Source organism: Shinella curvata (assembly GCF_022899935.1).
GTDB classification, from domain to species: Bacteria; Pseudomonadota; Alphaproteobacteria; order Rhizobiales; family Rhizobiaceae; genus Shinella; species Shinella curvata.
Window position 1 is genome coordinate 344,168 of the sequence record NZ_JALJCJ010000007.1, and the last position, 13,755, is coordinate 357,922.

The following is a 13,755-nucleotide window of genomic DNA, read 5'->3' on the forward strand; positions in this document are numbered from 1 at the left end:
ACTGGATCATTTGGAGTTGCAGTTTTTTACCTGAAAATCGCCCGCTTGCCAGGAAACCGGCTCGGGTGTAGCGTGCCGTATAAATGTTTTTTATCGATAAAAGGTCGAGTTGTTCGCTTCCTGCAACACGATCCCTCAAGGAGGACAGGAAGCATCTGAGAGGAGAAACCTGATGAGCATTGTAAGATCGCTTCTGTCCCGCCGCGCCTTCACGGCATTGGCGGGTGCCGCAGTCCTCGCCACTATGACCCCGGGCGCGTCCTTTGCGCAGGATGTCACCATTCCGATCATCGTCAAGGATACGACGTCCTTCTACTGGCAGATCGTGCTGGCCGGCGCCCGCCAGGCCGGCAAGGATCTCGGCGTCAACGTGCCGGAGCTCGGCGCGCAGTCGGAATCCGACATCAACGGCCAGATCAGCATTCTTGAAAACGCCGTGGCCGGCGGTCCTGCCGCCGTCGTCATCTCGCCGACGGAATTCAAGGCGCTCGGCAAGCCGGTCGATGAAGCCGCGAAGTCCGTTCCGATCATCGGCATCGATTCCTCGGCGGATTCCAAGGCCTTCACCTCGTTCCTGACCACCGACAACGTGCAGGGCGGCCGCATCGGCGCCGATGGCCTCGCCGCCGCCGTCAAGGCTGCGACGGGCAAGGAAGAGGGCGAGATCGCCATCATCACCAGCCTGCCGGGCGTCGGCTCGCTCGACCAGCGTCGCGAAGGCTTCCTCGATCAGGTCAAGACCAAGTATCCGGGCCTGAAGGTCGTGGCCGACAAATATGCCGACGGCCAGGCCACCACCGGCCTCAACATGATGACCGACCTCATCACCGCCAACCCCAACCTCGTCGGCGTCTTCGCCTCCAACCTCATCATGGCGCAGGGCGTCGGCCAGGCGATCGCGGAAAACAAGCTCGGCGACAAGATCAAGGTCATCGGCTTCGACTCGGATGAAAAGACCGTCGGCTTCCTCAAGGAAGGCGTGCTGGCCGGCCTCGTCGTACAGGATCCCTATCGCATGGGCTATGACGGCGTGAAGACGGCGCTCGCCGTCTCCAAGGGCGAGAAAGTCGAGGCCTTCGTCGATACCGGCGCCAATCTCGTGACCAAGGACAACATGGCTGATCCGAAGATCGATGCCCTCTTGAACCCGAAGGTCAACTGACGGGAAAACCATGACGGTTTGACCCCGTCCCGCCCGGACGGCATCATCCGGGCGGGACGCTTTCCGCAGCCAGGGAGGAGAACGCGATGAGCAGCCTCGAAGAGCTCAGCCATCGGCATGACGACCAGGCGAAGCTCGCCGAATCCGACACCGTGGCGCGCGGTGCGCCCATCCTCGAACTGCGCGGCCTGCAGAAGAAATACGGCCTCGTCGAAGCGCTGAAACCGGCGACAGTGACGTTCCTGGCCGGTGAAATCCACGCCATCGTCGGCGAAAACGGTGCCGGCAAATCCACGCTCATCAAGCTTCTGACCGGCGTTATCCGGCGAACGGCGGGCGAGGTCTTCTGGTGCGGAAAACCCGTCCAGCTCGCCACCCCCAACGAGGCGATTTCCCGCGGCATCAATGCGGTGCATCAGGAGGTCGTGCTCTGCGCGCATCTCTCCGTGGCCGCCAACATGTTTCTCGGCGACGAGATGAACCGCTATGGCCTGATGCGCAAGGGCGCGATGGAAAAGGCAGCTCAGGCCGTGCTGGACGATCTCGGCTTCCAGCTTCCGGCGGCAGCCCCGCTCGGCAGCCTCACCATCGGCCAGCAGCAACTGGTCGCGACGGCGAAAGCTGCTATGCGCGGTATCCGTTTTCTCATCTTCGACGAGCCCACCGCCTACCTGACCCGCCAGGAATCGGCCCAGCTTTTCCGGCTCATTCGCCGGCTCCGCGATCAGGGCGTCACCATCGTCTACATCAGCCACCGCATGGAAGAGGTCTTCGAACTGGCCGACCGTGTGTCGGTTCTGCGCGACGGCACCCATGTCGGCACGCGGCTGATCGGCGAGACCAATGAGGCCGAACTGATCGCGCTGATGATCAACCGCACGATCGAGCAGATCTATCACAAGGAGAAGGTCGCCATCGGCAAGCCGATCGTCGAGACCAAGGGCCTGTCCGGCCCCGGTTTCGAGGATGTCTCGCTGACGGTAAGATCCGGCGAGATCGTCGGCCTCTATGGTCTCATCGGCGCGGGGCGCAGCGAATTCGCGCTCGGCCTTTACGGCCGCCAGCCGGTCAAATCGGGCGAAATCCTCTGGGAGGGCCGCAAGGTCGAGATTTCCAACGAGCGCGAGGCGATGGCTCTCGGCATCGCGCTGGCGCCGGAAAGCCGGCGCGACCAGGGCCTCTGCCTCAACCTGTCGATCGGCCTCAATATCAATCTGCCGATCTTCAGGCGGCTGAGTTCGGGCCTTGTGATCCGCAAGGGCGACGAGGCCGAGAATGCCGAGCGGCAGATCCGCGATCTCCGCATCAAGACGCCGTCGCGCAGCGTGCTGGCTTCGGCCATGTCCGGCGGCAACCAGCAGAAGATCGTCATCGGCAAGTGGCTGAGCCACGGCGCAAAGCTCTTCATCTTCGACGAACCGACCGTCGGCGTTGATGTCGGCACCAAGGCGGAAATCTACCGGCTGTTCGGCGAACTGCTGAAGCGGGGCGCCGGCATCATTCTCATCTCGTCCTACCTGCCGGAGGTCTATGAGTTGTCCGATCGGCTGCACGTCTTCCGCGGCGGCCGGCTGGTTGCCAGCCACGACCATCGGGCAGCCACCCATGAAGACGTCCTGACCCAGGCGATCGGCATCTGAACAATTCCAGCGAAAGTGTGCAGCGGTTTTGTGCCCGGAATTGCGTCAAAACAGACTGAGCGCTACGCGAAAAAGGGAGAAGAAACATGAGCGTGGACACGACGACGGAAAGCGCACCGGCCCCGAAGAGAGGCAGGAACATCCTGCTCGGCTTGACCCTGTTCGGGCTTTTGGCGGCGCTTTGGCTGGCGCTCGGCTTGTCCACGAATGCCTTCTGGACTCCGGGTAACATTTCCAACCTGCTGCGTCAGGGGGCGATGACAGCGATCCTTGCGGTCGGCCAGACCTTCGTCATCATCACGGCCGGCATCGATCTGTCGGTCGGGGCGATCGTCGGCTTCACCAGCGTCATCGTCGCCTGGCTGCTTCAGGCCGGCGTGCCGCTCTGGGCGGCGATCATCCTGACGCTGCTGATGGGCGTTGCGATCGGCGCCTTCCATGGTTTCGGCATCGTGCGCATGGGCCTGCCGCCCTTCATCATCACGCTCGCGACGCTGACCTCGCTGCGCGGCATCGGCCTGCTCATCACCAATGGCTCTACGATCTCGATCAACCACGAGGGCTTCACCAATTTCTCCCGCATGGATTTCCTCGGCGTGCCGAGCCTGTTCTGGATGGTCATCCTCGTGGCGATCCCGGCCTTCGTCTTCCTGCATCTCTCGCGCTTCGGCCGCTATCTCTTCGCGGTCGGCTCGAACAGCGAGGCGGCGCGGCTGTCGGGGGTTAATGTCAATCGCACGATCTATCTCGCCTATATCCTCTCGGCCACCTGCGCCGCCTTCGTCGGCCTGCTGCTCGCCTCGCGCATCGGCATCGGCAATGCCACGCAGGCGGAAGGCTGGGAGCTTCAGGCGATCGCCTCGTCCGTCATCGGCGGCACCAGCCTGTTCGGCGCGGTCGGTTCCGTGCATGGCCCGCTGCTCGGCGCCTTCATCCTCGCCACCATTAACAACGGCGCGAACCTGCTCAACGTCAACTCGTTCTGGCAGCGTATCATCACCGGTCTGCTGATCATCGTCATCGTCTATTTCGACCAGTTGCGTCGCCGCGGAAGCCGTTGAGATGAAAGCTGTCGTTTGTGTGGAACCCGGCCGCCTCGAGGCGGTCGAACGGGAGCGGCCTGCGGTACCGGAGGGCTGGGCGCGCGTCGCCGTCAGCCATGTCGGCATCTGCGGCACCGACTATCATATCTTCGAAGGCAAACACCCGTTCCTCGAATACCCCCGTGTCATGGGCCACGAGGTCTCCGCGACGGTCATCGAGCCCGGCGCCGGCGGCCTTGCCGCCGGCACGCCCGTCGTGGTGAACCCCTATATCTCCTGCGGCACCTGCATCGCTTGCCGGAAGGGCAAGCCGAACTGCTGCACCGCCATCCGCGTGCTCGGCGTGCACACCGACGGCGCGTTCTGTGAAGAGATCACCGTCCCGCCGGAAAATCTTTATCCGGCTGAAGGCCTGTCGCTGGAGGCTGCCGCGACCGTCGAATTCCTCGCTATCGGTGCCCATGCCGTGCGCCGCTCGCTGACACCGGCCGGTTCTCGTGCCCTGATCATCGGTGCTGGCCCCATCGGTCTCGGCACCGCGCTCTTTTCGCGCATCGCAGGCCATGATGTTACGTTGATGGATACATCGCAGGAACGCCTCGCCATGGCGGCGGAGCGTTTCGGCTTTGCCTCCGGCCTCGTCGCCGGAGCGAGCGCCACGGAAGAGGTGAGCCGGGTGACGGATGGCGACGGCTTCGACGTCGTCTTCGATGCCACCGGCTATGGCAAATCCATGGAAGCGGCCTTCGGCTATGTCGCCCATGGCGGGGCGCTGGTGCTGGTCAGCGTCGTGAAGGACGAAATCCGCTTCTCCGATCCGGAATTCCACAAGCGCGAGATGATGCTGATCGGCAGCCGCAATGCGACGCGGGTCGATTTCGAACATGTCGTGGCAAGCATCCGCGCCGGTCATGTGCCGGTGGAGGCGCTCGTGACCCATCGCACGACGCTCGACGACGTGCCCGTCGATCTCGCCCGCTGGGCCACCGAAAAGGGCGGATTGATCAAGGCCGTCGTTCGCGTTGCGGGATAAACCGCCGGGGCGCATGAGGATGGCTGAACCGGCTGGGCTTCGTTCATTTCCGCGAAAGGTTCACGGGCGTAGGATGCCGGTGTGGTATGTTGCCACGCAGCGAAAACCTGTTAGTGTTTTCGCAATTGCGGAAACCGGGTGAGACGGTGTGGCGGACATGAGCCCCGCACCGGGAAAATGGGATAACGCGTCCGATGTATTATCAGCTGTATGAACTCAACCATGCGATGATGGCGCCCTGGCGCGCCGCGGCGGACCAGATGCGGATCGCCTTCCGCAACCCGCTCAACCCGCTCTCGCACACCTATTTCGGCCGCACCATGGCGGCGGGCTTCGAGGTTCTCGAGCGGACCACCCGGCGCTACGGCAAGCCGGCCTTCGATCTTCCGACCACGCCGATCGACGGCAAGGACGTCTCGGTTCACGAGAAGATCGTCTGGAAGCGGCCTTTCTGCAATCTCATCCATTTCGAGCGCTGTCTGCCCGCCGGCCACCGCAAGGACCCAAAGGTCCTGATCGTCGCGCCGATGTCCGGCCATTATGCGACGCTGCTGCGCGGCACGGTCGAGGCGCTGCTGCCGCATGCGGAAGTTCACATCACGGACTGGATCGACGCCCGCATGGTGCCGATCTCCGATGGATCCTTCGATCTCGACGATTACATCGACTACGTCATCCAGATGCTGCATGCGCTGGGGCCGGATACGCATGTCATCGCCGTCTGCCAGCCGGCGGTGCCGGTGCTGGCCGCCGTATCGGTGATGGAAGCCGACAACGATCCGCTGTCGCCCTCCACCATGACGCTGATGGGCGGGCCGATCGATACGCGCATCAACCCGACGGCGGTGAACAACCTCGCCAAGGAAAAGCCGCTCGACTGGTTCCGCGACAATGTCATCATGCCGGTTCCGTGGCCGCAACCGGGCTTCATGCGCCAGGTCTATCCGGGCTTCCTGCAGCTTTCGGGCTTCATGTCGATGAACCTCGACCGCCATGTCATCGCCCACAAGGAGTTCTTCGCCCATCTCGTGAAGAACGACGGCGATGCGGCCGAAAAGCATCGCGATTTCTACGACGAGTATCTCGCCGTCATGGACCTGACGGCCGAGTTCTATCTCCAGACCGTCGAAACCGTGTTCATGAAACACGCGCTGCCGAAGGGCGAGATGATGCACCGCTCGCGTCCCGTCGATACGACGGCGATCCGCAAGGTGGCGCTCTTGACCGTCGAGGGCGAGAACGACGATATTTCGGGCGTCGGCCAGACCAAGGCGGCGCAGACGATCTGCACCAACATTCCCGACGACATGCGCATGCACTACATGCAGCCGGATGTCGGCCATTACGGCGTGTTCAACGGCTCGCGCTTCCGCAAGGAGATCGCGCCACGCATCCTGTCCTTCATCGAGGCGCACGGCAAAGCCAACAAGGCAAAGCCGGTGCCGCGCGTCATCAAGGGCGGAAAGGCCAGCGGCACAGCCTGATTTTTCGGGCTCGTTTCAGGCACTTGCCCGAATTCATGCGCCATCGTCTTGAACGCGATGGGCGGTCTAACCACATCGGATTCACCGGAAACCGAGGTGGTTTCCGCCGATCGTGAGGAAGATTGCACATGAACCAGTCAGCGCTCATTCGTCCGGACTGGACGCCGGCGACCATCGCCCTGATGGTGCTGGGCTTCGTGGTATTCTGGCCGCTCGGCCTTGCCATGCTTGCCTACATCATCTTCGGCGATCGCCTGAGAAACTTCAAGAAAGACGCCAACGACAATCTCGACGGCATGTTCGCCTCCTGCCGCAGCAAGTTCCGCGGCGGCCGTGGCCACGCGTTCCGCAGCACCACCGGCAACGTCGCCTTCGACGACTGGCGTGATGCCGAACTCGCCCGCCTCGACGAGGAGCGCCGCAAGCTCGACGAGATGCGTGAACAGTTCGACGCCTACAGCCGCGAGCTGCGCCGCGCCAAGGACCAGGAGGAGTTCGACCGCTTCATGCGCGAACGCCGCGCCGAAGGAAAGGGCGACGTGCCCGGCTTCCCGGCAACCTGATCGCCTGTGGAGCGCCGCTCCACCTCCTTCTCCGTCATCCTCGGGCTTGACCCGAGGATCCACGCGGTACCCGCGGCATGGATGGTCGGGTTATCCTCGGGTTTAACCCGAGTGCCGTCCATGACGAAGGAGAGAAGCGACTACCCAGAAACCTACCGGCGCCGTGAGCGCCGGTTTTTCGTTGAGGCATTTCAGCCGGGCTCGAATCGGCTATGAAAGGCAGCATGTTCTCCTTGCTTCGCAAGCCCCGAAAGGCCCTTAAGACGCCGCCGCCGCCCGAGCGGCGCGAGCTTGACGTCAATGGCCGGCGCCTGCCGCTCACCATCAAGCGGGATTCGCGCGCGACACGCCTGACGCTGCGGATCGAGCCGGGCGGCCGGGCGTTGCGCATGACGGTACCGTCAGGCATCGCCGACCGCGAAATCCGCGATTTCCTCGATCGTCATCAGGGCTGGCTGATGACCAAGCTCGCCAAATTCCGCACGACGAACGAACTGGCCGATGGCGGTTATGTCATGATCCGCGGCGTCGCCCATCGTATCGAGGCGACCGGCCGGCTGCGCGGGTTGACCGAGGCCGTCATCGTCGATGACGAGGCGGTGCTGCGCGTTGGCGGCATGGAGGAGAGCATTCCCCGCCGCATTTCGGATTTCCTGAAGAAGGAGGCGCGGTTGGAGCTGGACCGGCTGGTTAGCGTTCACGCCGGCCGCATCGGCCGCAAGGTCAAGTCGCTGACCTTGCGCGATACCCGCAGCCGCTGGGGCTCCTGCTCGGCGGATGGCGCGCTCAGCTTTTCCTGGCGCATCGCCATGGCCCCACCGCATGTCATCGATTATCTCGCCGCCCACGAAGTGGCGCATCTCGAGGAGATGAACCACAGTTCGGCCTTCTGGGCTCTGTGCGAAAAGCTCTGCCCGGCGACGGAGGAGGCCAAGCGTTGGCTGAAGCGCAATGGCAGTCTTTTGCACGCACTGGATTTCGGCTGATGGACTACGCCGAAAACTAGCGGCGGTTGCCGAGCGCTTCGCTGATCTTTTTATCCGTATTGTACTGGCCGAGCGCATAAACCGCCCAGATGGCGGCCGGCAGCCAGCCGATCAGCGTCACCTGCAAAATCAGGCAGATAATACCGGCAATCGGCCGCCCGATGGTGAAAAACACGAGAAAGGGCAGGAGGATGGCAATGATGAGCCGCATGGATGTCTCCGGTCTGTCGTTTCCTTCCATATGGGCCGTCTCGCGGGCGGTGCAAGGGTGGCGTTTCCAGTCCTATTGCCGCCGTCTTTCGGCTCGACTCTTCCGGTGATTCGTGCGAACCCCTTCCCCATGAAACGCGACATTAAAATCTGCGGGCTGAAGACCGAAGAGGCCGTCGACAAGGCGGTTGCGCTCGGCGCGAGCCATATCGGCTTCATCTTCTTTCCGAAAAGCCCGCGCAATATCGAGCCCTCCGACGCCGGCCGTCTGGCCGACCGGGTACGCGGCCGCGTGAAGATCGTCGCGGTGACCGTCGATGCCGACAGCGACACGCTGGACGAGATCGTCGACCAGCTCTCGCCCGACATTCTCCAGCTGCATGGCAAGGAAAGCCCCGAGCGGGTGCTGACGGTCAAGGCGGTCTATGGCCTGCCTGTCATCAAGGCCTTTTCGGTGCGCGAGGCGGACGATCTGAAGAAGATCGATCCCTATATCGGCATCGCCGACCGGTTCCTGTTTGACGCGAAACCACCGGCAGGCTCTGAACTTCCGGGCGGCAACGGCGTCTCGTTCGACTGGAAACTCATGCATTTGCTTGACGGAAGCGTTGATTACATGCTTTCGGGTGGGCTGAACAAGGATAACCTCGCCGAGGCCATTCAACTGACCGGCGCGCCGGGCATCGACACCAGTTCGGGTGTCGAAAGTGCGCCAGGGGTCAAGGATCTCGGCCTGATGGAAGCGTTTTTTGAGGCGGCGAACAAGGCGGACGACAAGACCGCCGTCGCAGGGAGAGGCAATTGAACCAGTCACCCAACCTGAATTCGTATCGCGAAGGTCCCGATGAGGACGGTCGCTTCGGCATTTTCGGCGGTCGTTTCGTCGCCGAAACCCTGATGCCGCTGATCCTCGAACTTCAGGCGGAATGGGACAAGGCGAAGACCGATCCGGCCTTCCAGGCGGAACTGAAGCACCTCGGCGCCCATTATATCGGCCGCCCGAGCCCGCTCTATTATGCCGAGCGCCTGACGCAGCATCTCGGCGGCGCAAAAATCTATTTCAAGCGCGAAGAGCTGAACCACACCGGCTCGCACAAGATCAACAACTGCATCGGCCAGATCCTGCTTGCCAAGCGCATGGGCAAGACGCGCATCATCGCCGAAACCGGCGCCGGCCAGCACGGCGTGGCCTCGGCCACCGTTGCTGCGCGCTTTGGTTTCCCCTGCGTCGTCTATATGGGCGCCACCGACGTCGAACGTCAGGCGCCGAACGTCTTCCGCATGAAGCTGCTCGGTGCCGAGGTGAAGCCCGTCACCGCCGGCAGCGGCACGCTGAAGGATGCGATGAACGAGGCGTTGCGCGACTGGGTCACCAATGTCGACGACACCTATTACCTGATCGGCACCGCCGCCGGCCCGCATCCCTATCCGGAGCTGGTGCGCGATTTCCAGGCCGTCATCGGCACCGAAGCCCGCGAGCAGCTGATGGCCGCCGAAGGCCGCCTGCCGGATATGGTCATTGCCGCTGTTGGCGGTGGTTCCAACGCCATCGGCATCTTCCACCCGTTCCTCGACGACAAGAACGTCCGGATCGTCGGCGTCGAAGCCGGCGGCAAGGGCCTTGACGGCGACCTGCACTGTGCTTCGCTGACGGCCGGTTCGCCGGGCGTTCTGCACGGCAACCGCACCTATCTGCTGCAGGATGCCGACGGCCAGATCAAGGAAGGCCACTCCATCTCGGCGGGCCTCGACTATCCCGGTATCGGCCCGGAGCATGCCTGGCTGCACCAGATCGGCCGCGCCGAATATGTTCCGATCATGGACGACGAAGCGCTGGAAGCCTTCCAGCTCCTCACCAAACTCGAAGGCATCATTCCGGCGCTCGAGCCGAGCCATGCCATTGCAGAGGTGATCAAGCGCGCGCCCAAGATGGGCAAGGACCAGATCATCCTGATGAACCTCTCCGGCCGCGGCGACAAGGACATCTTCACCGTCGGCAAGATCCTCGGCATGGAGCTTTGAGATGACCGCACGCATGGACAAACGCTTCGCGGATGTTGCCGCGGAAGGCCGCCCGGCCCTCGTCACCTATTTCATGGGCGGCGATCCGGATTATGCGAGCTCGCTGGAGATCATGAAGGCATTGCCGAAGGCCGGCTCGGATGTCATCGAACTCGGCATGCCGTTCTCCGACCCGATGGCCGATGGCCCGGCGATCCAGGTGGCCGGCCAGCGCGCGCTCGCCGGCGGCCAGACGCTCGCCAAGACGATCCAGATGGCGCGCGACTTCCGCAAGGAAGACGACGCGACCCCGATCGTGCTGATGGGCTACTACAACCCGATCTACATCTATGGCGTCGAGCGTTTCCTCGATGACGCGCTGGAAGCCGGCATCGACGGCCTGATCGTCGTCGATCTGCCGCCGGAAATGGATGACGAACTGTGCATCCCCGCACTTGCCAAGGGGATCAACTTCATCCGTCTCGCCACGCCGACGACCGATGAGAAGCGCCTGCCGGCCGTTTTGAAGAACACGTCGGGCTTCGTCTACTACGTCTCGATGAACGGCATCACCGGTTCGGCCCTGCCGGATCCGTCGCTCATCGGCGGTGCCGTCGGCCGCATCAAGGCGCATACCAAGCTGCCGGTCTGCGTCGGCTTCGGCGTCAAGACGGCCGAGCATGCACGGGCCATCGGCGCTTCGGCGGATGGCGTCGTCGTCGGCACGGCCATCGTCAACCAGATCGCCTCCAGCCTGACGGCGGACGGCAAGGCCAGTGCCGCCACCGTCGCCGGTGTCGAAACGCTGGTCATGAGCCTCGCATCCGGCGTGCGCGCGTCGCGCCTTGCGGCGGCGGAGTAAAGTTCCCACATGGGAACCACCATTATAACGGGAGTCTAGACCGTGAACTGGATCACGAATTACGTTCGGCCAAAGATCAACTCGATGCTTGGCCGCCCTGACCGGGATGTACCGGACAATCTCTGGATCAAGTGCCCGGAAACCGGCGAGATGGTGTTCCACCGCGATCTCGAGGAAAACAAGTGGGTCATCCCGGCCTCGGGCTACCACATGAAGATGCCGGCCAAGGCCCGCCTCAAGGACCTTTTCGACGATGGCGTCTACGAGGCCCTGCAGCAGCCGAAGGTCGCGCAGGACCCGCTGAAGTTCCGCGATTCCAAGAAATATGCGGATCGTCTGAAGGACAGCCGCGTCAAGACCGATCTGGAAGACACGATCGTTGCCGGCGTGGGCAAGGTGCGTGGCGTCAAGCTCGTCGGCGTCGTGCATGAATTCAACTTCATGGGCGGCTCGCTCGGCATTGCCGCCGGCGAGGCCATCATCAAGGCCTTCGAACGCGCGATTGCCGAAAAGTGCCCGCTCGTCATGTTCCCCGCCTCGGGCGGCGCGCGTATGCAGGAAGGCATCCTCTCGCTGATGCAGCTGCCGCGCACCACCGTGGCCGTGGAGATGCTGAAGGAAGCAGGCCTGCCTTATATCGTCGTGCTCACCAACCCGACGACCGGCGGTGTCACGGCCTCCTACGCGATGCTGGGCGATATCCATCTCGCCGAGCCGGGTGCCGAAATCTGCTTTGCCGGCAAGCGCGTCATCGAGCAGACTATCCGCGAAAAGCTGCCCGAAGGCTTCCAGACGTCGGAATACCTCTTGGATCACGGCATGGTCGACATGGTCGTCAAGCGCCATGACATTCCCGATACGCTCGCCCGTCTTCTGAAGATCCTCATGAAGAAGCCGGCGGCCGTTTCGGTCACCAACGGCGCCGTCGCCATCGCGGCCCAGTGACATGACCGGCGTGGTGGTCAGCGAAGCCGCAGCGGAGATCGAGAAGCTTCTCGGTCTCCATCCCAAGGGGTTCGATCTTTCGCTCGATCGCATCACGCGGCTGCTTGCGACACTTGGCGATCCGCATCTGAAACTGCCGCCGGTCATCCATGTGGCCGGCACCAACGGCAAGGGCTCGGTCACCGCCTTCTGCTGCGCCATCCTCGAGGCCCAGGGCCTCAGCGTGCACGTCCATACCTCGCCGCATCTCGTCAATTGGCATGAGCGTTACCGTCTCGGTGTCAAGGGCGGCCGCGGGCAGTTCGTGGAAGACGCGGTCCTGGCGGATGCCGTGCGCCGTGTCGCCGACGCCAATGGCGGGGAAAAGATCACCGTCTTCGAAATCCTGACCGCCGTCACCTTCGTGCTCTTTGCCGAACATCCGGCCGATGTCGCGATCATCGAGGTCGGTCTCGGCGGGCGTTTCGACGCGACAAACGTCATCCCGCGTCCGGCCGTCTCCATCATCATGCCGATTTCGCTCGACCATCAGGCCTATCTCGGTGACCGTGTCGAACTGATCGCCGCCGAGAAAGCCGGGATCATGAAGCGCGGCGTGCCCGTCGTTATCGGTTTCCAGACCGAAGACGCCGCCCGCGACGTGCTGATCGAGACCGCCGAGCGGCTCGGCTGCCCGCATGCCATCTATGGCCAGGATTTCATGGCGCATCAGGAATATGGCCGCCTCGTCTATCAGGACGAGTTCGGCCTTGCCGACCTGCCGCTGCCGCGCCTGCCCGGCCGCCACCAATATGCCAATGCCGCCGCCGCGATCCGCGCGGTGAAGGCCACCGGCTTCACCGTGTCCGAACATGCGATGGAAATGGGCCTCAGCCATGTCGAATGGCCGGGCCGTTTGCAGCGGCTGACGGACGGCGCGCTGGCCCGTATCGCGCCGCGTGCCAGCGAGATCTGGGTCGATGGCGGCCACAATCCCGGTGCCGGCCAGGTGATTGCCGAGACCATGGCGAATTTCGAGGAACGAGAGGCTCGCCCGCTCTTCCTCGTGACGGGCATGATCAACACCAAGGATCCGGTCGGCTATTTCGAGCCTTTCGGCGGTCTGGCCGAGCGCGTCTTCACCGTGCCGATCCGCGGATCCGACGCCGGCCTCGACCCGGTGGCGCTGGCCGAGGACGCCGCCCGTGCCGGGCTGGAGGCGGAAGCCTACTCGACCGTCGCCGAAGCCCTTGCCGAAATCGGCCGCATCACGGAGGAGGATTCGGTGCCGCCCCGTATCCTGATCGGCGGCTCGCTCTATCTCGTCGGCGATGTGCTTGCCGACAACGGCACGCCACCCACCTGAGAAACGAAAAAAGCCCGGCCAAAGCCGGGCTTTTTCATATGGACCAGCCAGGCCGATCAGGCGGCGCTGGAAATCCAGGAGGCAAGGGCCGTCTTGGGGGCGGCGCCAACCTTGATGTCGGCCACTTCGCCGCCCTTGAACATGGCAAGCGTCGGGATCGAGCGCACGCCGAACTGCGCGGCCAGTTCCGGGTTCTCGTCGATGTTCAGCTTGGCGACCTTCACCTTGCCGGCGAGTTCCGTCGCGATTTCCTCAAGTGCCGGGGCGATCATCTTGCACGGGCCGCACCATTCGGCCCAGAAATCGACGACGACAGGCTCTGCGGAATTCAGGACTTCAGCCTGGAAGTTGGACTGGTCGACTTTTACGGTAGCCATGAGGCTCTCCTTGGAACGGTGATTGTTGCATGAAATGTGATGCGCCGAGCCCCCGGTTTCAAGCCCTGAAGTGCCGGGCCAGCGCGATCCGTCCCGCCCGGTAT

At 63.3% G+C, this 13,755-nt stretch carries 14 protein-coding genes; 12 read left to right on the forward strand and 2 right to left on the reverse strand.

Features of this window, described 5'->3' with window-relative positions; all coding sequences use genetic code 11:
• Positions 1-172 precede the first annotated feature (172 nt).
• The 7 genes from MUU55_RS24730 (at position 173) to MUU55_RS24760 (ending at position 7,911) form a co-directional block, all read left to right on the forward strand.
• Complete coding sequence (locus MUU55_RS24730; protein WP_244763439.1) at positions 173-1,162, forward strand: ABC transporter substrate-binding protein; 990 nt, start codon at positions 173-175, stop codon at positions 1,160-1,162.
• A gap of 86 nt (positions 1,163-1,248) precedes the next feature.
• Positions 1,249-2,802, forward strand: coding sequence for a sugar ABC transporter ATP-binding protein (locus tag MUU55_RS24735; RefSeq protein WP_244763440.1), 1,554 nt, complete (start codon positions 1,249-1,251; stop codon positions 2,800-2,802).
• Positions 2,803-2,888: 86 nt separating this feature from the next.
• Entirely contained in the window at positions 2,889-3,863 is a 975-nt protein-coding gene (locus MUU55_RS24740) for an ABC transporter permease (protein ID WP_244763441.1), read from the forward strand.
• A gap of 1 nt (position 3,864) precedes the next feature.
• On the forward strand, positions 3,865-4,878 hold the full coding sequence (locus MUU55_RS24745; protein ID WP_244763442.1) for a zinc-binding alcohol dehydrogenase family protein: 1,014 nt from the start codon (positions 3,865-3,867) through the stop codon (positions 4,876-4,878).
• 194 nt (positions 4,879-5,072) lie between these two features.
• Complete coding sequence (phaZ, locus tag MUU55_RS24750) at positions 5,073-6,362, forward strand: polyhydroxyalkanoate depolymerase (RefSeq protein WP_244763443.1); 1,290 nt, start codon at positions 5,073-5,075, stop codon at positions 6,360-6,362.
• Positions 6,363-6,490: 128 nt separating this feature from the next.
• Positions 6,491-6,925, forward strand: a complete 435-nt coding sequence (locus tag MUU55_RS24755; protein WP_244763444.1) for a DUF2852 domain-containing protein — start codon at positions 6,491-6,493, stop codon at positions 6,923-6,925.
• A gap of 224 nt (positions 6,926-7,149) precedes the next feature.
• Positions 7,150-7,911 carry a M48 family metallopeptidase gene (locus MUU55_RS24760; protein WP_244763445.1) on the forward strand — a complete coding sequence of 254 codons (762 nt, stop codon included), beginning with the start codon at positions 7,150-7,152 and terminating at the stop codon, positions 7,909-7,911.
• 16 nt (positions 7,912-7,927) lie between these two features.
• Here the strand turns inward: MUU55_RS24760 and MUU55_RS24765 are convergent, their stop codons facing one another.
• Positions 7,928-8,122, reverse strand: coding sequence for a YqaE/Pmp3 family membrane protein (locus tag MUU55_RS24765; protein WP_244763446.1), 195 nt, complete (start codon positions 8,120-8,122; stop codon positions 7,928-7,930).
• Positions 8,123-8,251: 129 nt separating this feature from the next.
• Between MUU55_RS24765 and MUU55_RS24770 the strand changes: the two genes are divergently transcribed.
• The 5 genes from MUU55_RS24770 to MUU55_RS24790 are packed head-to-tail and all read left to right on the forward strand — an operon-like array spanning position 8,252 to position 13,274.
• Positions 8,252-8,926, forward strand: a complete 675-nt coding sequence (locus tag MUU55_RS24770) for a phosphoribosylanthranilate isomerase (protein ID WP_244763447.1) — start codon at positions 8,252-8,254, stop codon at positions 8,924-8,926.
• Entirely contained in the window at positions 8,923-10,143 is a 1,221-nt protein-coding gene (gene trpB, locus MUU55_RS24775; protein ID WP_244763448.1) for a tryptophan synthase subunit beta, read from the forward strand. The genes MUU55_RS24770 and trpB overlap by 4 nt, the downstream gene beginning before the upstream one ends.
• 1 nt (position 10,144) lies before the next feature.
• Positions 10,145-10,984: a tryptophan synthase subunit alpha gene (gene trpA / locus MUU55_RS24780; RefSeq protein ID WP_244763449.1), complete on the forward strand. Its 840-nt coding sequence runs from the start codon at positions 10,145-10,147 to the stop codon at positions 10,982-10,984.
• A gap of 42 nt (positions 10,985-11,026) precedes the next feature.
• Complete coding sequence (accD, locus tag MUU55_RS24785; protein WP_244763450.1) at positions 11,027-11,929, forward strand: acetyl-CoA carboxylase, carboxyltransferase subunit beta; 903 nt, start codon at positions 11,027-11,029, stop codon at positions 11,927-11,929.
• Between the two features lies 1 nt (position 11,930).
• The gene (locus MUU55_RS24790) at positions 11,931-13,274 is read left to right on the forward strand and encodes a bifunctional folylpolyglutamate synthase/dihydrofolate synthase (RefSeq protein ID WP_244763451.1); all 1,344 of its coding nucleotides are present in this window, start codon (positions 11,931-11,933) and stop codon (positions 13,272-13,274) included.
• A 56-nt stretch (positions 13,275-13,330) separates the two neighbouring features.
• Here MUU55_RS24790 and trxA read toward each other — a convergent pair whose 3' ends face one another.
• Positions 13,331-13,687 carry a thioredoxin gene (gene trxA / locus MUU55_RS24795; protein WP_303278672.1) on the reverse strand — a complete coding sequence of 119 codons (357 nt, stop codon included), beginning with the start codon at positions 13,685-13,687 and terminating at the stop codon, positions 13,331-13,333.
• Positions 13,688-13,755: the final 68 nt, after the last annotated feature.